Here is a 17,391-nt window from a genome sequence, read left to right as displayed (position 1 = left end):
TAATTAAAAAACAAAAAGTGTTTAAAATGTAAGTACGGCGGTCGGGTATTAATAAATATGAAATCGCTTTAATACCCGCGTTCAATATCTTCAGAGGGGGTCAACCATGCAGTTCAAATCTAAGCTGGGGACGGCGCTGATCCAGTTGGGATTTATGGTCTACGCAGTTTCGATTATTTACCCGTTTGTCTGGATGTTCCTTAACTCATTTAAGACTGGTCCTGAATTTTACCAGAATATCTGGTCGCTTCCCGAGCAGTGGAGATGGTCTAATTATTCGAAGGCTTGGAATGAGACGGGGTTAGGTTCTTACTTTCTTAATAGTGTTTATGTAACGGGAGTAGGAAGCGCATTAGCGGTGTTATCCGCAGCAACATCTTCGTATGTCGTCGCCAAATACAAATTTCCAGGCAGCAATATAATCTTCTTTTTTGCGGTATCAACCTTTTTAATCCCATCTGTCGGATCTTTGGCGGCACTCTATAAGTTGATGATTGATTTAAGCTTGTTTAATTCGCATATTGGCCTGCTAGTTCTGTATTCCGCCGGGCTGAGCATGAACTTTATTATTCTATACGGGTTTTTCAAAGGTGTGTCCTGGGAATACGCGGAAGCGGCTTATATGGATGGAGCGAATGACTGGCAAATTTTCTTCCGAATTATGCTTCCAATGGCTAAACCGGGCATTGCTGCCGTAGGGCTTGTCACGATGATTGGCATATGGAACGATTATTTTCTACCCTATATCTTTTTGCAGGATAAGAAACTGTTTACGATTTCGGTGGGCTTATACGACTTGGTGCTCAAACAACAATATGCCGCTGACTGGACGACATTATTCGCTGCACTGACGCTGTCCACAATTCCAATTTTGATCGTCTACTTCTTCCTTCAAGATCGTTTGATCAGCGGATTAACGACAGGAGGACTTAAAGGATGAGGAAAAGATTCATTCCAATACTAGTAGTGGTGGTGTCTATGATGATTACATCTTGCAGTGATAAAAAGCATGAAGAAATAGAACCCGATTTGAAAGCGTTTCCTATTGGGATGTGGGTATCTCCCCCAGTGGAACAAATCACGATGGAGCGTTACCGGGAAATAAGTGAGGCCGGCATCAATTTTATAATCGGATTCAGAGAGTATGAGGGCGGATCAGAAGCGATTCGAAAATCCCTTGATTATGCAGATGCGAATGGGTTGAAGGTACTGGTACGTGACCCTAAGATCAATGCGTTATCCAAGGGGGAGCTCGGACAAATAAAGGATATGATTGCTCCCTATACTAGCCATCCTGCTTACATGGGACATGTGTTTTATGATGAGCCTTCTATAAATCAGTATGAAGAATTGTCGGCCAAGAAAGCAGAATATCAGAAGTATGCTCCGAATGGACTCGCCTATGTAAATCTCTTTCCTACATACGCCTCACTGGAACAAAAGGGGGGGACATATACGGAGTATGTGCAGCAGTATTTCGAGCAATTCAAGCCTGAAGTGTTGTCTTATGATCACTATCCGTTTCTGACCGAAACCAAGGATGCTTCCGGGGGCATTACAGAAGACTACTTCTATAATTTGGAGCAAATTAGGACTGCGGCGGTGGAGCACAATGTGCCATTCTGGCTGTTCATCCAGACATTATCGTTTAACCTCTCACATCGTGACCCGACCGAAGAGGAAATACGCTGGCAGGTATATACAAGCTTGGCTTATGGAGCTAAGGGAATTCAATACTTCACGTATTGGACACCCGAATCGGGAAGAGAAACGTTTGGCAGCGGCATGATCGATCTGGAAGGTAATAAGACAAAGCATTACGAAGAAGTGAAGCGGCTGAATAAGGAGGTACAGGATATAGGTTCCAGGCTGCTCGATTTGAAGTCGGAAGGCGTGATCCACTATGGATCCGAACCGCCATTGATAGAGAATCCAATGCAGGCTTTCGAACCGATAGCCAGCATATCGGGTGACCCTGCGATTATTGGTTGCTTCAGCACTGAGAATGGACGAAGAAGCGTATTGGTCGTCAATTCCAGCTACCGTGAGTCCGGTACTACCTCTCTTCAATTAAAGTCTGAAGTGAAGAAGGTTACATTGTGGAAGAACGGCGCGCTGGAGGATAAAGAGGTGACCGGCGGCAAGGTGGAGTTACAGCTATTGCCTGGTCAAGGCGTCTGGCTTGAATTTCGGGAGTAAGACAACAAGCTCCTAATTGCTGATCTGGCTTGTGCAGTCTAAAGGAGTACACGCCAGTGCGTTTAGATCTTGTTGTTTTATGAATCAATTTCATAATTGTTGTCCTAATTATGAAATTGATTCTTATATAAATGAAAAAAAATTATACAAGGGGTGTATCGCAATGAAGTTAACGGTGAAAAGAAATGGATTTTCCTTATTGACGGCAGTATTGATTGTACTGGTTCTGCTGGTAAGTGCTTGCTCTAATTCTAGCGGTAATGGCAAAACAAATGTGAATCAGACGGTAGAAGGGAAGGGTGATACTGAGAAGAAGGGTGACACTGAGAAGAAGGGCGAGAAGAAGGTTCTGAAGGTTGCTTTCTTCCAAGGAGGGTTCGGCGATTCTTGGTTCAAGGAATTAAAGACGCAATTTGAAGCCAAGCATGAGAACGTGACGGTAGAGCTTGAGGGCGATCCCGGCATTATGGAGAAGATGGGTCCACGCTTTGAATCCGGAGCCAACCTTCCGGATGTGGCTTTCCTGACCAATACAAACTGGCAAATGTGGGCTGCTCGAGGCTTCTTGTCTGATTTAACGGATGTATACGAGGGGCAAGGCCTGGATGGCGTTACCATTAAAGAATCATTAAATGACGCTGCACGGCAATATGCGCTCTACCAAGATAAAGCTTACATCATTCCTTGGTCCGATGGTTTGCTTGGCATGGCCTACAACAAAGGCATGTTTGAAGAGAATGGCTGGAAAGTTCCGTCCACTTGGAAGGAGTTCGCAGTACTAGCTGAACAAATCAAGGCGAAAGGCATTGCACCGATCGTATATCCCGGCAAAGTTGTGGGTTATTGGGACTTTGTCGTGAAGCCGATGATGGTTCAAGCGGGCGGCTCTGAATTCCTTGAAAAGCTGCTGAATGTGGATTCTCCTGATGTGTACGGGGATCCGGCAAGATTGGCGGCGCTGCAGCAGTTCGAAGCGATATTCAAAAATAAGTGGACGCTGAAAGGCTCTGAAGCTCTAAACCATACCGAAGCACAGATGGAGTTCGTTAACGGCAAAGCCGCGATGATTCCGAACGGGAATTGGCTGGAGAGCGAGATGAAAGCGTCTACGCCAGAAGGCTTCCGAATGGCGATGATGCCTGTACCGGCGGTGGACAACGCTAAGGAAAAAGACGTGTTTTTCAGCATGGTTGGCGATATCACAGTCGTGCCAGCGAAAGCAAAGGAGCAGGAGTTGGCAAAAGAGTTTATAATCTTTGCTTCATCTAAGGAAATGAATCGCAAATTCACGGAATTAACGGGCAACTTCAGACCATTTAACTATTCGCTTGAAGGCTTGAAAGTATCGGAATTCTCACAAAGCGTTATGGATATTATGCAGAATAATAAACCTTTCACATTTAATACGAATAATCCGATGTTCATCAAGATGAAAATGTATCCTTCCGGCGATGCTTACGGAAATATCGTATTCGGATCCAAAACAGCAGAGCAGCAGTATAATGATGACCTTAAATTTGCTAAAGACAAGTGGGAAGAGTACAAGAAAGAAGTTGGCATGAAGTAAAGAAGACTTCACTTCAGGTGTCGGCTGCAGGTCAGGAGGCTATCGATTGCTATTTGGGTCGAGGGTCTCTTGAGCCGGCTTCTCCAAGCTTCAACGAAAGAAGGGGATAACTTTGCAATGGATGTCTAACCGCTCGAAGAGAATGCGATTGTTATTTATTCTATCTATGACGATCTATCCCGTGGCGCATTATTTTCTTTTTACTGTTTATGTGAATATCAGTACGATTGTTTATGCATTCAAACGGTGGAATATCACGACCGGAGCTATCGATTGGGTTGGCTTTGACAATTTCTCTTCAATAATCGAAAAAGTGTTCACAGAAGCGCCCTTTAAGTATGCTCTGCGAAATACGCTGCTTTGGATTCCGCTGAATGTGCTAGTATTGCTGCCACTTGCGCTATACGTGGCCTATATATTTTCCAAAAAAATAAGGTTTCACAACTTTTATCGTATTGTGTACTTCTTTCCTTCCATCCTATCAATCGTCATTATCGCTATGGTCTTCTCTTTTATGGTAAGTCCAAATAACGGAGTCGTGAATGCGATTCTGGAGGCGGGGGGATTAGAGAGTTTGCAGCGTTCCTGGCTTGGCGATCCGGCAACGGCGCTTGGCACTGTCTTCTTCTTCTGCGTTTGGGCAGGAATTGGATTTAATGCGGCAATCCTTCTGGGAGCTATCGGGCGCATCCCTAATGACCTATATGAAGTGGGAGAGTTAGAAGGCATTACCAAGATAAAGGAGCTGACAAAGGTTGTGGTTCCGATGATCTGGCCGACGATTTCCACTCTTGTTATTATTGGGACTAGTGGAGCGTTCACAATCTTCCTTCAATCCAAGCTGTTGACCAGTGGTGGCCCTAACTTCTCGACGAATACGGCAGCGCTTCAAATCGTCAACATGGTATCGGACGGACAGTATGGATCAGCCTCTGCTTTCGGCGTTCTGCTTGCCCTTGTAGGTTTGGCCGCGACATGGGTCATCAAGTTTTTCCTCGATAGGACCGCGACAGTAGAATATTAAGAAATAGTTGGGAGGGGATGGTGATGATTATGTACAATCAAACCGGTGAGGCGGTTGTGATGCTCAAGGAAAGGTCACAAAGCCTGCGTTACCGCAATGTGCAGCGTGGCAGCTTGAAGCTGTATAGCAGACGATTGGATCAGGATGGCATTCCGATCCTATCGTATTTCGAGGAAGGTCTCGATTATGGAGTGGACTGGCAAGAAGGGACGGTATGGAGAACGGAGAACAGCCGCATTCCGGATTGGTCGAGTCATATTTTCTATGGAAAGAACCGCTTTGATCAGACGGGAATGTCTGAATTCAGCAATGAACCTTACACGGTCTATGCGGATTATTCGTATGCCTCTCTAACCCCAGCCGACAATGGCAAGGCGGGAGCTTGTGCTGCCATTCTGCCAGCATGCAGCGCTCGTCATGAGCAGCGCGAACAGATTTCTTATGTGGTATACGGTGATAGTATCAGCACTGGAGCTGAGGCGAGTGAGCATCGTTTCGCCTATTCCTTTCGACTCTATCAACATCTGCAGCGCCTATTCCTAAACAGTAGTGTCGAATACCATATGAAAGCCATCGGTGGCGAAACGAGCAGAGACGGAATGAACAGACTGCTTAGGGATGTGGTTCCAATGAAACCGCAGTTGGTGACGCTGGCGTATGGTATGAATGATCAGAATCGTATGCTGCCTGATCGTAATGATGTGCCGGTACATGAGTACGTCTCTAATATTCGGAAGATGATTGACACGCTCAAAGAGCAATTAGAGGTCGATATCATTCTTGTGACGCCATGTGCTCCAAATCCTTTATGGAAATTTAGCAGCGGTGAAATCGGAGAGTATGCAGAGGCATTAAGAAATCTAGGTCGCGAGTACAACCTGCCTGTTGCCGATGTCTATCGCTTATGGATGGAGGAAATTGAGGCAGGCAAGTCGTACGAAAGCTTGTTGCTGAACAACATCAATCATCCGAACGACTATGGCCATTCCGTATATGAACAAGCTTTTTTGAAATTGCTGTCCGAATAAACGAACTGCCATTCTTTAGATTGAGCCGACCAATATTCGTTTCTAGTCAGTCAATAATGCATACCATATTGCGGTAATCATATTTAATATGAACGCGGAGGGATTATGTATGTATAAAAAGGCAATTGTGATCGTGCTTGCGACCTTGTTTCTTGTTTTAGGATCTTCCAATAGCGGTATGGCGTATAGTCCGACAATCCAGCCATTTCCAATTGGTATTTTCTGGCCGCCTTCTCCTGCCAATACGTCGAACGGGAGCTATGCGGATATAGCCGCTATGCATGCCAATTTCATAGTGGGAGGGAATGGCGTTAGCGACTTTGCATCGAATGATCCGGCATTGAATTACGCGGCTAGCAATGGTCTTACGATGCTTATAGATGACAATCAGCTAGCCTGGCGGAATCAACTGCTGTCTCAGCCGTTAACCGGGCACGGCCAATTTGTCTCATCTTCTTCCTCCTTGGGCCAAACGTTCAAATCACCTGCAGGCAGCGGATGGGGTTTGAATACCGTTACATTATATATTGATAAGCTGAACTGGCCCGCCGGAACGACATTAACGCTGACTCTCTACGACAGTCCAGCGAAGAATAATGCGATTGCATCGAATTCCATCACAGGTCCGGTATCCACGTATTATCCGACGTTTGGGCTATACACCGCGATACAGTCAAACTCCACCTATTATGTGGAACTGACAAGCAACAGCCCGTCTCAAGTCGGCTGGGTCGTAACAAGCTCGTCCAACGTTTACGCGGATGGGCAAGCGTACAAGAATGGCGTGGCACAGGCCGTTGATTTCTGGTTTGATTTTGGTTTCTCGCAAAGAGCGTATAATGATGGCAATAAGCCTGCTGATTCTGTGATTGACAATATTACCAATCACTATAAGACTCACTCGGCATTACAGGGCTACCATGTGTTGGATGAGCCTTCGGCGCTTCAAATGACTAGAATCCAAGATACCATCCGTAGAATGAAGTTAGGCGACTCGAATCATATGGCCTTCGTTAATTTATTTCCTAACTATGCTTCCTCCACCCAGCTTGGCTTGGATCAGCAAACAGGCGTATATGTAACCTCTTCATCCCCGTTAGGCCAATCCTTCACGACTAAACCTGGGCAAACGATGATTAATACCGTGCAATGGTGGATTGACAAGAACACATGGAGCGCAGGGGAGGAATTAACGCTTAAACTATGGAATTCCCCTGCGAAAACGACGTTAATTGCACAAAATACGTTAACGACTCCATCGACGGAATGGCCGCAATTTAATTTAAATGCGGCTGTTAATGGAAGCACAGCCTACTATATGGAGCTGACGCATAATGGCGGCGGGAACAATTCCGTAGGTTGGGTTATCCGTTCCAATACAAATGACAATTGGTACAATGACGGCACGGCATATTTGAATGGGAGCGCAATTGCGTCAGATTTCTGGTTCACGATCAATCAGAACATTATAGGCGGGAGCTACGAAGACTATGTGTACAGGTGGATGTATACCGCACCTGACGTTCTCGTATTTGATCACTATCCATACATGGCCGATGGAGGGTTCAGAAGTGATTATTACGCCAATCTGGAGGTTATTCGCAGGCAGGCGTTACTAGGTGGAATCGACTTTTGGTCCTATATTCAATCCGTTGGAGTGAATGGCGTATGGCGAGTACCTTCTGAAAGCGAAATGAGATATCAGATATACTCCAATTTGGCTTATGGCGCGAAAGGATATATTTACTTCACGTATTGGACGCCGGCATCAAGCGGTGGAGAAAGCTTTAATAATGGCATCATATTGCCTAATGGCACGAAGAACAATTCTTACACTTGGGCGCAGAACATTAATGCGGACGTTCAGCAATTGGGTGGAACATTAATGAATTTGAAATCGATTGCCGTATACCACTCAGGAGGCAGCTTGCCTTCAATGGCTGCAGCGCTTCCCGCTTCGTTCTTCTGGCAGCCGAACAATAGCTCGTTGCCGCTGTTAATTGGTTATTTCGAGAACCAAGCGGGTGAGAAGTATATTATGGTGGTCAATAAGAATACGAGCAGCGCACAAACCGCAGCATTCACAATATCGACGGGATATTCGAACGTTAAAGAAGTTTCAAAGACAAACGGGCAATTGATTGTTACAAATTATCAGGCGGGCACTGGGCAAATGTCAGTATCCTTCTCACCTGGAGAAGGGAAATTGTTTAAACTGCAGCAATAATAAAGAACATAGCAGCATAGCATTAAGAAGGTCATCGTTCATCGGGACGATGGCCTTTTATTACATGTAAGGGGGACACCATTTTGCCCTCCTAAAAAAACGCCAACGGTTGTTGACATCCCTATCCCAGCAAGGTATCATATCTTTACAATAATGTATGCGCTTACATAACTTTGCTTAGATTACCAATTCAATTATTTATCTAAATTGTAGAGGGGTGAATATCATATCGAATCAATTATCTGAATATTCTATTTACTAGATGTGAGTTAGCGTTTAAACAGTTTTTTGAAAGCGGATTCATCTTCTTGGGAAGAGGGATCCAGAGGGGCTTCTACCTTTGATTTCGCAAACCTGATGTAAACGACGGAAATTTCTAAGGAGATAGGGGCGAGCCGAATGCAGAAAAAAGAGTGTGTAGCTATGCTGCTTGCAGGTGGTGAGGGTAAAAGACTAAGTCATCTGACGACAAAGCTGGCAAAGCCTGCTGTACCCTTCGGCGGTAAATACCGGATAATCGATTTTACCTTGAGCAATTGCAGTAATTCAGGTATACATACGGTTGGAGTACTGACCCAGTACCAGCCGATGGTACTGAATTCCTACATCGGAATTGGTAGTTCATGGGATTTGGACCGAAAAAACGGCGGGGTCACCGTGCTTCCCCCTTTTATGGAACAAAGAGGCGGCAGCTGGTATAAAGGAACGGCACACGCTATATACCAGAATATTCATTATCTCGAGCAATATGATCCCGAATATGTGTTAGTTATTTCCGGCGACCATGTATACAAAATGAATTACGCCCTCATGCTTCAGCAGCACAAGGAAACAAAAGCCGACGCCACCATTGCGGTTATTGAAGTGCCGATGCAAGAAGCCAGTCGATTCGGCATCATGGATGTGGACAAAGACGATCGGATTATTGAGTTTGAGGAAAAACCGAAGCAACCGAAAAACAATCTTGCGTCCATGGGCATTTATATCTTTACCTGGGATGTATTAAAAAGATACTTAATCGCTGATTCACAAGATCCCGCATCAAGCAATGACTTCGGTAAAGACATCATTCCATCGATGCTGGATAATTGTAATTCGCTTTTTGCCTACCGTTTTAACGGGTACTGGAAGGATGTCGGAACCGTCGAGAGCCTATGGGAAGCGCATATGGACCTGCTTATGGAGGATCCGCCGTTTACGCTTCATGATGATAATTGGCGGATTTACGCGAAAAACCCGAATAAGCCACCGCATCATATCGCGTCTACCGGCAAAGTTACCGGTTCCCTTGTGAATGAAGGATGTATGGTATTTGGGGAAGTTGACCATTCCGTTCTATTTTACGGTGTTCATGTCGGTGAAGGCAGTCTGATCAAAGACTCGGTCATTATGCCATATGCCCAAATTGGGGAGAACGTTACTATCCATAAAGCCATAATCGGCTCGGGTACCGTTATCGAAGACGGCGCATATGTCGGAAGCCCGGAAGATTCGGCGGAAATCACCTTAATCGGTGAGAACATGGTCATTTCTTCTCAATTGATATAGGAGTGATTGCGATGAATAATGTATTAGGCGTCATCAATCTCAGCATTAACCAGCCGCTCTTGCATGAACTGACATACTCACGGGCCACTGCAACTGTACCCTTTGGAGGCAGATACCGCCTGATTGACTTCGTGTTGTCCAATATGGTGAATTCAGGGATTAACAATGTAGCGGTACTCGCTCATAACAATTACCGTTCCATCATCGATCATTTGGGTTCCGGTAAAGAATGGGATTTGGATAGAAAATACCGGGGGCTGTTCATTTTGCCTCCCAATAATAGTCATGCCCCGGGTTTTAACGGTGATTTGCAAAATTTTTACGGTTCTCTCGAATATTTTGCCCGCAGCAGTGAAGAATTCGTAGTCGTTTCAAGCAGTCACATGATTTGCAATATCAACTATACCGAAGCGGTGGAGAATCACCAAAGGACAAAAGCGGATATCACCGTCATCTACAAGGAAATGGACGATGACAGCGAGGATTTCGCTAACCTCATTACGTTGGATTTAGACGAGAATGAGCGGGTTGTACGTATGACAGAGAACCGGCAGACGAAAAAAAGCAACAAAGTATACATGCGAATGATCATTATTAAGAAAGAACTGCTGATTGATTTGGTCAAGAAAAGCGTGAATCAAAATTACTACGATCTAGTGCGGCATGTGATTATCCGGAATCTGAACGCATTGAAAGTGTACGGCTACGAATACAAAGGATATCTCGCCATCATCAATTCTGTCCAAAATTATTATAAGTACAGCAAAGAATTATTAAATCCCACGGTATGGAATTCCCTCTTCTACGAGCCTGGGTTGATTTATACCAAAATCAAGGACGAACCACCCGCCAGATATGCCCGCAGCGCCAATGTAACAAATTCGCAGGTGGCTAATGGCTGTGTCATTGAGGGAACTGTGGAAAACAGCATTTTGTTCCGTGGGGTTCGAATCGGAAAAGGAGCGGTTGTTAGGAATAGCATTCTAATGCAGAAATGCGTGATCGAAGAGGACTCCTGTCTGGATCACGTCATCCTCGATAAAGAGGTATATGTCACACGTGGAAATAAGCTGGCAGGGGAAGAAATGTCGCCTACGGTTTTCACCAAGAAGAGCAGGATTTAAGTATTTTTTAAATATAAGAAAATATAAGTAACCTCCCCTAACATTCTCCACATTACGCAGCGCAAATTGTTGTTTTGCACAGCCGCGGTTCGCCTCCACCATGTAAATCCACAACCGCAAGAGGTTGTGGATTTTGTTGTTTGTAGAGAAACGAAGAGCAAGCTGACCCCGACGAATGCGGAGATACAGGCCGTTACTTTTATGGGATTGAACTACGAAGCGTTTATTCAAGGAATTGGGGAACAATTTCCCGGCCTATCCACATTGCATGTGTCTCAATCTATTCTTATTCCAATATTCCCAGATTGCTCCCCTTGTTGCATTCGCTGAAAGGCTTGAAGGGTTTCTTGTAAAGGATAGACACTATCAATGATAGGGCGTATCGAGTGGAGTTCCATAAATTGAAGCATAGCAATAAACTCTTCACTGCTTCCCATTGAGGTGCCGATGATACTGATTTGGGGGTAAAATATGGATCGTACTGCTATTTCCATTCGATCTCCTGAGCTTGCTCCAAACGTCACGATACGGCCATTTGGCTTAATGATATCAAAGTACTGTTGGAACGTCGCTGGCCCGATACTGTCCAGGATGAGATCCACTGTTTCTCCTTTCATACTTTCCTTCCAATCACTATGACTGTCAAAGGCATGATCTGCCCCATGTGCAAGAGCAGCTTGCCTTTTTGTTTCACTGCGTGATGTGACACTGACTCGTGCACCCGCCGCTGAAGCCATAAGCATGGCATAAGTCGCCACACCGCCACCAATACCTGGAATAAGGATATGTTCGCCTTGCTGTAAGCGACCTCTCGTGAACAAAGCCCGATAGGCCGTCAAGGCAGATAAGGGCAACACTCCAGCTTCTTCCCAAGACAAGTAAGCTGGTTTGCTGACGGCATTTTGCGCAGGGATGATGATAGACTCGGCGAATGTACCATCCGAAGGACCACCCACTATGGCTGGAACGGTCGGGACATTTTGGGTGATTTCCCATCCGATACACGGATTAATGATTACATCGGTACCTACTGTAAGGTTTGTTACGCCTTCACCTACCGCTTCAATTCTACCCGCGCCGTCAGAACCTATAATCAGGGGAGCATCCTTATTTGTTCGATCCGCCATGAGAAATAAGTCTCGATGATTCAACCCTGCAGTTTTCAGCCTTACTTTTACTTCGCCGAAACCTGGCTGTTTGTCAATAACGTCTTCATATGTCAAGCCATTCAAGCCGTTCATCCCAGCATGTACGATCGCTTTCATCCTAACTCCTCCAGTAATTCGTATTTCGATGAATCTATTTTGAATTGTACAGAGTGGGAATCATACAGTAAAATGAACAAAACCGAATGTGAGTATCATAAATGATCATACCAAGCAGGTGACATAGAAATGGAAAGCGGAGATTTAAGAATATTTCAAGCTGTAGCTCGAGAGGGGAGCATAACCAAGGCTGCGCAAATGTTGAACTATGTACAGTCTAATGTGACGACCCGAATTCAGTATCTTGAGGCTCAGTTGAAAACCCCCCTTTTTCGGCGATCCAATCGAGGGATGACGCTAACTCCGGCTGGCGAGAATTTACTGGGATATGCTGATAAAATACTGACTCTGATGGACGAGGCTGTGAAATCTACACAATACTCGGACCATGCTGCAGGGCCACTTCGGATAGGTTCCATTGAAACGACTGCGGCCATTCATCTGACTCCTCTATTGGCCGAATATCAATCACGATATCCGGATGTTAATTTATCGCTCATTACGGGTGTGACACATGCTCTCTTACAAAAGGTGTTGGATTACGAGCTTGATGGAGCTTTTGTCTATGGACCCATTGACTATCCAGATATAGAACATGTCGCGGCTTTTGAAGAGGAGTTGGTGCTGATCTCGGAGCCGGGAAAAAGCGACATGCACGAGTTGCTTTCGAAGCCGATGTTGTTTTTCGATGTTGGATGTACGCATCGGGCAAAAGCGGAGAGTTTACTGAGAGGAACTGGACTGACTACATATCAGATTATGGAATTTGGCACATTAGCAGTTATTCTAGATGGGGTTTCCGCTGGGCTCGGTGTGTCTATGCTACCACGATCATCGATTGCCAAGGCGGAAGAGAAGGGCATAATCGCTTCCCACCGCTTGCCTGAAGAGTACCGAGATTTGCAGGTATGGTTTGTGCATAGACATGACTCGATTTACTCAAGTGCGTTGACAAGGCTAATACAATTAGTTGAAGCTAAGCAATAATAGTTAACCCGCAACGATCGATAGCGTCGAGTGTTAGTGCTAGACCATATCATCAAACAATCTAAGCAACACGCGGCGGCGAATTGTGGATTTGCCCATCCACGGTTCGCCTCCACCAAATTATGATAAACCCGATCTCATGAGGTCGGGTTTTTGTATGGAAAGAAACGGGGAGTCGCCCCAGTCCGAAAGCAGGACGCGTGAAGTGGATTTCCAGCAAGAGTGCCGAACTCTTCGCCTACTTGTTACTGAACCGGGGCAGACGGATTTCGCGCTCCCGTCTGGTCGCGGATATTTTCGCGGGGATGGCGAGCGCGAATGCCGAAAAATATTTGAATACGACCGTCTATCAGCTGCGCAAGTCGCTCGAGCCAATAGGGCTTCGGGAGGCGATCCGATCGGAGAACGACGGCTACGCGCTGGAACTGGACGATGCCATCATCGACTACGAGGAATTCGAGCGTCAAGCAGGGAAGCTGGGAAGTATCGGCGCCGCCAACGTGGAAGAAGCACTGAACGTCGAAAGGCTCTATACGGGAGACCTGTTCGGAAGTAAAGCGTACGTATGGGCAATCCACGAGACGGAACGGCTGGCAGAACGGTACGTTTCCTTCGTCAGAAATCTGGCCGAGACGCTCCTCGCCCTTCCGAACACGGCCGCCGCGTCGAAGCTGCTGCTGAAGCTGCATGCCCGCAATCCGCTGGACGAATCGGTCGTCGGGCTGCTAATGAAGAAGCACGGGCAGGATGGAGACAAGAAGGGGCTAACCGCCCAATACACCGACTACGTGAAGCTCATGAAGAGGGAACTCGGCATTCGTCCGTCGAAAGAACTGCTTCTGTTATACGATTCTCTTGTCAGCGGATTATCCGAAGGCGGCAAATAAATATTTTTGATAAGTGATAAAACCGTGAAGCCTTGATGGTGCGCGGTTTTTGTGTCGTTTTGCGCGGAGATATTATATTATTCTTTCGTCATAGGCTATTAGACTTAAGCTCAAGAGCTATTTACGTTGCCGATTTCGGGCTCTATCCATACATCGTAAGCTCTTAAGCCGATCGGCGAAATGGAAGGGGAAATCGGGATCGATATCAAAATGTCACCCTCCGGCATATTCGCGGTCTCCAACTAAAAATCGGACAAATTTTGACTATTACCAGATAAAATTTCTATGCTATACTAAATTCAAAGTTGGAAAGTTAGAAAGTTGGATATTCTAACTATTCAACTTTCCGAATATCATTGAATAAGATGAAGGGAAGTGGTAATAATGGCGCTTATTACTGTTGAACGGGAGGTGCAGACTGCTGTGGCTTATAAATCGAAAGTCCGCAAGAAAAACCAGGTCACGCTCGACAAGGAACAGCTAGACTTGCTCAATCTCCATGAAGGCGATGTTATCGAATGGGCGGTCGTCGATGGAAAGCTGGTTGGAACACCGATGGAGACGATTCGTAAAGACCAATCGTGGTATTGGACGGAAGAATGGCAGGCTGAAGAGCGTGAAGTTGATGAATGGGTTGCTGGCGGCGGCTTGCAACACGCCATGATTCATCTGGATGCAGCTGAAGGACTCAAGGCTCTACGCGAACGTGTTAGCGCGATCATCGAAGAAGAGGCTCCCTCTTCTGGAAAGAAGAGGAGCTAAGTCCACGTGTTTCACATTCGCCCCTGTCCGTTCACAACTTCAGAGCTTTTTGATAAGAAGCTCGCCAAGCTTCACCCTCGCGAACGTAAAGACGTTCTCGAAGCGATTGAGCGCATGACAAATGAGGCGCCGAACTTCTCTCCCGGTCTTGGCATCGACAAAATCGAATCGGCCAAAGGCATCAAGCCTACAGTATGGGAAGCGCGGGCGAACAAGGAACTGCGCATGTCGTGGCAGTTCATCGATGTCGTGCTGGACGACAAAGGAACAAAGACGAAGGGAATCTTCTTCCGGAACGTCGACCATCACGACCGACTCTTGAAAAAGCCGTGATCATCGCCCCAATTTGGTATTATCGGGAAATAGGGGGCGCTTGTTCAATCCCCTCGCCTCTACCATCTAAAACCATAACCGCATGAGGTTGTGGTTTTTTGCTTTCACCGTAATTTGTCTCAGAAAAAGAAAAGAGCCAAGCCTATATTGAAGCAACGTAGATATTGTTGAGAATGCAATAGGAACTAAAGGTATCGTGGTGCCTGTTGTATATGCTTCATGGCTTTGTTTTTTTCGTATATAGATGGCTCAATTGCCCTCGGCTTTTAACGTTCAACTTCTTAAAAATGTGGGCTACATGTTTTTTTACCGTGGCTTCACTCAGAAATAGACGGCTCGCGATTTCGGCATTAGAGCTTCCCTTTACGAGCAGTTCGACGACTTCCGTCTCCCGCTTGGTCAGCAGAAACGATGGAACGGACCCTTCCTCAATTTCATCCGCCAGCCCAATCGAAGAGATCATCCGGTTCAGGTAATCATGGAGCTTCTTCCCTCTCGTATCAATGACGTAATAGGGAGTCGGCGTTCGCTCATCGTAGTCGTAGTGGACGACATCCGGAATCTCGCAGCCTAGACTGAGAAGGATATCTCGGGGTAGCGGATGGGGTGGAGGGGCTGCCACCACGAAGCCGGCCGACAACATATGGGTGATGAAGGCGATACCTGTTGCTTGCATCATGGCCTCGTCGGACGGATCGCAGACATCGAGCGTTTTGATGAAATAGCCGGACCGCTGATTGCCAGGCGCCTTTAACTCATCCAGCTCGGATTCGGGAAGACTTGAGAAATAGGCAGAAGAAAGCGGCTGCGTGCGTAGATAACTCAGCGTGCGCTCGTTGATTGGGATAATGATGAACAAGCCGCATATTGTTTCATTGGCATCCCGGACAAGCTTGACGCAGCTCGGATCGAGGGCGTACAACTCCTCCAGGTGAATATGCTTCAGTGCGTTGAGGCTGTCCTCCACAGTATAGACGTATTCGAAATTTTCTTTGGTGACGGGATGGATGCGGTGAACGGGGAATTCCTTGACGGTTCGATAGCGCTGCTCGATATATTGATTAACGTCGTCCCAGTTGGAGAGGGTCAGAGCTTCAAAGCGGTGCGTGGTCGACTGCTGGTAGAAGAGGGAGTGGATGAGCTGGTTCCCAATATAGTAGATCCATTCCGCGTTCTCCCAGGACATCGATTTATTTCTCGTCGATCCTTGAAGCTTACGGTAGTAGTATACAACGCAGCGCTTTCTAAGCTTCTCATAATAGTCGGGGACACGCAGCTGCAATTCCTCATTGATCGCTTCGCGCAGCAGATCATGCAGCAGCCACCCCCGGTCGATCCGTTGTACGAAGGAATAGTCTGCCAGTTGGCGGAACTGATCGAAGCGAACCTCCTTATCTAGAACATAGGAGAGCAGCTCCTGATTGAACACCCGTAGAACGGCGGCAGCTTCGACCAGCTCCTTCATCTCCAGATCGGGAACCTCCCTGAGCCACGACGAAACGACGTGGGAAAATACTTCACTTTCCCTCATGAAAGCGTCCCTCCCAGAGGTGCGCGAAAGCGCGGTGGTCACGAGCAAGGATAGAGTCAACGGATGACCTTTCGTTCTCGCCCATACCTGCCCTATGAGCCCTTCTCCCATCATACCCGAGCGTTCCGCATATAGCTTCACCGACGAATAGTCCAGATCCTCCAGTGGCATACCGTAAATCTTTTGTCGCCATGCCGATGAGGAAAGCCAAAGGGCCCCGAGCGGGACTCTTCCCGAGAGGATAACAAAGATTCTCGGATGGAGATACGGTAAGAAACCCTCTCTTAGCCAATGATCCATTTCTCCGATGTCTTCGAACGTGTCCAGGGCCAGAATTGTTTTTCCTTTCAAGGTGGTTTCCGATAATGCGATCAGGCAGACTTCCGTCAGCCGGGCCGTATCTGCTTCTTTTTCGATCGTCTGTGCCCGGTAGTCCAGCAAGCGGAGGAGGTGGAGGCAGAGATCGTTAGGAGTCCGGAGGATGCGACAGTCCGTAGACAGAAAGAGGTGTCCGGCTTGAATAGACAATCTGCGGAATTCATCCAGCAGGCAGCTTTTACCGATGCCACCCGTTCCGTAAAGATTCAGAATTTGCTCCCCGGGGGGCTCTTCCGTCAATAACTCCAGGAAAATTCCGATCTCCCTCTCTCGCCCGACGAGAAGGTGCTGCTCTAAGCGGTCGATCTCGCCGCGCATTCTTGGCTCTGATTGGTTGTTCGACATTGTCCGAGAGTCACCGTCCTTTAATGGAAATATTTGAAAGTATTCTCTTACCAATCTTATCAACATGATTGAAAGATTTAAAGGATTTTATGATGAAGAAACCGAAGCTGGTCCAGCTTAGCACATCCCCCGTATCAGCATTCGTTAGGTACACACCTTCCGGGGTGTTTCCAGGAATTAATACTA

14 protein-coding genes are annotated in these 17,391 nt (G+C 46.5%); 12 read left to right on the top strand and 2 right to left on the bottom strand.

Annotated features, from left to right (window positions below):
• Positions 1 to 106 precede the first annotated feature (106 nt).
• The 8 genes from EKN16_RS21905 to glgD all read left to right on the top strand — a co-directional run bounded on the left by EKN16_RS21905 (position 107) and on the right by glgD (position 10,717).
• A complete protein-coding gene (locus tag EKN16_RS21905; RefSeq protein WP_125662202.1) occupies positions 107 to 940 on the top strand; it encodes a carbohydrate ABC transporter permease in 834 nt (277 codons plus the stop codon).
• On the top strand, positions 937 to 2,199 hold the full coding sequence (locus tag EKN16_RS21900) for a beta-galactosidase (RefSeq protein WP_125662199.1): 1,263 nt from the start codon (positions 937 to 939) through the stop codon (positions 2,197 to 2,199). The genes EKN16_RS21905 and EKN16_RS21900 overlap by 4 nt, the downstream gene beginning before the upstream one ends.
• Positions 2,200 to 2,362: 163 nt before the next feature.
• A complete protein-coding gene (locus EKN16_RS21895; protein WP_164522941.1) occupies positions 2,363 to 3,766 on the top strand; it encodes an extracellular solute-binding protein in 1,404 nt (467 codons plus the stop codon).
• Between the two features lie 166 nt (positions 3,767 to 3,932).
• Positions 3,933 to 4,790, top strand: a complete 858-nt coding sequence (locus tag EKN16_RS21890; RefSeq protein WP_164522940.1) for a carbohydrate ABC transporter permease — start codon at positions 3,933 to 3,935, stop codon at positions 4,788 to 4,790.
• Between the two features lie 23 nt (positions 4,791 to 4,813).
• On the top strand, positions 4,814 to 5,818 hold the full coding sequence (locus EKN16_RS21885; RefSeq protein WP_164522939.1) for an SGNH/GDSL hydrolase family protein: 1,005 nt from the start codon (positions 4,814 to 4,816) through the stop codon (positions 5,816 to 5,818).
• Positions 5,819 to 5,927: 109 nt separating this feature from the next.
• Positions 5,928 to 8,045: a beta-galactosidase gene (locus tag EKN16_RS21880; protein ID WP_164522938.1), complete on the top strand. Its 2,118-nt coding sequence runs from the start codon at positions 5,928 to 5,930 to the stop codon at positions 8,043 to 8,045.
• A gap of 399 nt (positions 8,046 to 8,444) precedes the next feature.
• The gene (locus EKN16_RS21875) at positions 8,445 to 9,593 is read left to right on the top strand and encodes a glucose-1-phosphate adenylyltransferase (protein ID WP_125662184.1); all 1,149 of its coding nucleotides are present in this window, start codon (positions 8,445 to 8,447) and stop codon (positions 9,591 to 9,593) included.
• An 11-nt stretch (positions 9,594 to 9,604) separates the two neighbouring features.
• Positions 9,605 to 10,717 carry a glucose-1-phosphate adenylyltransferase subunit GlgD gene (glgD, locus tag EKN16_RS21870; protein WP_125662181.1) on the top strand — a complete coding sequence of 371 codons (1,113 nt, stop codon included), beginning with the start codon at positions 9,605 to 9,607 and terminating at the stop codon, positions 10,715 to 10,717.
• A 275-nt stretch (positions 10,718 to 10,992) separates the two neighbouring features.
• Here the strand turns inward: glgD and EKN16_RS21865 are convergent, their stop codons facing one another.
• Positions 10,993 to 11,982 carry a zinc-binding dehydrogenase gene (locus tag EKN16_RS21865; protein ID WP_125662178.1) on the bottom strand — a complete coding sequence of 330 codons (990 nt, stop codon included), beginning with the start codon at positions 11,980 to 11,982 and terminating at the stop codon, positions 10,993 to 10,995.
• 129 nt (positions 11,983 to 12,111) lie between these two features.
• On the opposite strand from EKN16_RS21865, the gene EKN16_RS21860 reads away from it, so the two are divergent.
• From EKN16_RS21860 to EKN16_RS21845, 4 genes are all read left to right on the top strand, one after another.
• Entirely contained in the window at positions 12,112 to 12,969 is an 858-nt protein-coding gene (locus tag EKN16_RS21860) for a LysR family transcriptional regulator (protein WP_125662175.1), read from the top strand.
• 200 nt (positions 12,970 to 13,169) lie between these two features.
• Positions 13,170 to 13,856, top strand: coding sequence for an AfsR/SARP family transcriptional regulator (locus tag EKN16_RS21855; RefSeq protein WP_125662172.1), 687 nt, complete (start codon positions 13,170 to 13,172; stop codon positions 13,854 to 13,856).
• A 375-nt stretch (positions 13,857 to 14,231) separates the two neighbouring features.
• On the top strand, positions 14,232 to 14,618 hold the full coding sequence (locus EKN16_RS21850; protein WP_125662169.1) for an AbrB/MazE/SpoVT family DNA-binding domain-containing protein: 387 nt from the start codon (positions 14,232 to 14,234) through the stop codon (positions 14,616 to 14,618).
• A gap of 6 nt (positions 14,619 to 14,624) precedes the next feature.
• Entirely contained in the window at positions 14,625 to 14,951 is a 327-nt protein-coding gene (locus EKN16_RS21845) for a hypothetical protein (protein ID WP_125662166.1), read from the top strand.
• 217 nt (positions 14,952 to 15,168) lie between these two features.
• Here EKN16_RS21845 and EKN16_RS33535 read toward each other — a convergent pair whose 3' ends face one another.
• Positions 15,169 to 17,205 carry a helix-turn-helix transcriptional regulator gene (locus EKN16_RS33535; RefSeq protein WP_164522937.1) on the bottom strand — a complete coding sequence of 679 codons (2,037 nt, stop codon included), beginning with the start codon at positions 17,203 to 17,205 and terminating at the stop codon, positions 15,169 to 15,171.
• Between the last annotated feature and the right edge of the window lie 186 nt (positions 17,206 to 17,391).

The organism is Paenibacillus baekrokdamisoli (assembly GCF_003945345.1).
Classification (GTDB): Bacteria; Bacillota; Bacilli; order Paenibacillales; family Paenibacillaceae; genus Paenibacillus_Z; species Paenibacillus_Z baekrokdamisoli.
The sequence above is the reverse complement of the archived record's forward strand: the minus strand, read 5'-3'. Positions and strand labels throughout refer to the sequence as shown.

Bases quoted from the DNA above. Each gene is read 5' to 3' on its own strand.
- EKN16_RS21905 (WP_125662202.1), top strand. From the start codon at position 107: ATGCAGTTCAAATCTAAGCTGGGGACGGCGCTGATCCAGTTGGGATTT.
- EKN16_RS21900 (WP_125662199.1), top strand. From the start codon at position 937: ATGAGGAAAAGATTCATTCCAATACTAGTAGTGGTGGTGTCTATGATG.
- EKN16_RS21895 (WP_164522941.1), top strand. From the start codon at position 2,363: ATGAAGTTAACGGTGAAAAGAAATGGATTTTCCTTATTGACGGCAGTA.
- EKN16_RS21890 (WP_164522940.1), top strand. From the start codon at position 3,933: ATGACGATCTATCCCGTGGCGCATTATTTTCTTTTTACTGTTTATGTG.
- EKN16_RS21885 (WP_164522939.1), top strand. From the start codon at position 4,814: ATGATTATGTACAATCAAACCGGTGAGGCGGTTGTGATGCTCAAGGAA.
- EKN16_RS21880 (WP_164522938.1), top strand. From the start codon at position 5,928: ATGTATAAAAAGGCAATTGTGATCGTGCTTGCGACCTTGTTTCTTGTT.
- EKN16_RS21875 (WP_125662184.1), top strand. From the start codon at position 8,445: ATGCAGAAAAAAGAGTGTGTAGCTATGCTGCTTGCAGGTGGTGAGGGT.
- glgD (WP_125662181.1), top strand. From the start codon at position 9,605: ATGAATAATGTATTAGGCGTCATCAATCTCAGCATTAACCAGCCGCTC.
- EKN16_RS21865 (WP_125662178.1), bottom strand. From the start codon at position 11,982: ATGAAAGCGATCGTACATGCTGGGATGAACGGCTTGAATGGCTTGACA.
- EKN16_RS21860 (WP_125662175.1), top strand. From the start codon at position 12,112: ATGGAAAGCGGAGATTTAAGAATATTTCAAGCTGTAGCTCGAGAGGGG.
- EKN16_RS33535 (WP_164522937.1), bottom strand. From the start codon at position 17,205: ATGTCGAACAACCAATCAGAGCCAAGAATGCGCGGCGAGATCGACCGC.